This window comes from Pseudoalteromonas sp. PA2MD11 (assembly GCF_017808125.1).
GTDB classification, from domain to species: Bacteria; Pseudomonadota; Gammaproteobacteria; order Enterobacterales; family Alteromonadaceae; genus Pseudoalteromonas; species Pseudoalteromonas simplex.
Genome location: NZ_JADKNF010000016.1, coordinates 96,123 through 97,017, shown reverse-complemented (window position 1 = coordinate 97,017; position 895 = coordinate 96,123). Strand labels below are relative to the sequence as shown.

Annotated in this window: 1 pseudogene; it reads right to left on the bottom strand. The window is 43.4% G+C overall.

Annotated elements, in window-relative coordinates:
* Positions 1-264 precede the first annotated feature (264 nt).
* Positions 265-895: pseudogene (locus ISP07_RS16355) on the bottom strand (hypothetical protein); the annotation flags it as partial.

Below are 895 nucleotides of genomic sequence, written 5' to 3'. Positions count from 1 at the left end.
CTCTCGAAACTCACTTTTCGTTACTTACTCAAACCATTCCCGGCTAAAGCCAGTCCTACGGGGGAAACAATAGGCACTGGGCTTTAGGTGCTAGGTCGCGATATGAAATCGCTGCTACTAATTCGTCTCTCGAAACTCACTTTTCGTTACTTACTCAAACCATTCCCGGCTAAAGCCAGTCCTACGGGGGAAACAATAGGCACTAGGCTTTAGGCGCTAGGTCGCGATGTAAAATCAGCTACAGGTTCGTTTCTCGTTACTTAATCACTCATCTGTTTTAAGCTGTTTAGCGCGTTCTTCTGCATCAATAAGAGCTTGTGATTTTGGCTGTTTGGTTTTACTTTCTATCACAGGTTTTTCGTCAGAATTAGGATCCCACGTAGGATCAAGCGATAAGTTTGCAAATGGATTATACGGCTTATCATCTTGTTGCTCGGTCTCTAAATTTGTTTCTTTATCAGCTTCATCAGAGTCACTAGCCATCTCTTCTAGCATATCGTCGTTACTCAGTTCGACAGACAAATCAACCGTATCTTCAGCAGGTTTTGTTGGTTCTTCAGGGCTAAATGACGCAGGTTCGTCCTGTAGCTCTTGTTCAAGCGCTTGTAAGGCTTTTGCTAAATCATCATCGCTGATGTCGTCGTGATCGTCTGTTGTGCTTGGAGCCGTGACTGTTTGTTTATCTTCAGCAAAATGATCAGCAAACGATAAATCATCACCCATCAATGACGATAAGTCATATTCAGGCACGTCATCTTTAGACGGCTCATCGTCGGCAATAGGCTCTTTTGTTGAATACTCATCAAAACCAAACGATGACGAACTTGTAAAGCTTGGCTCGTCAAACTCTGGTTTCTCAAGCTCATCGATTTCCGGTTTTTCTAGCTCTTCTATC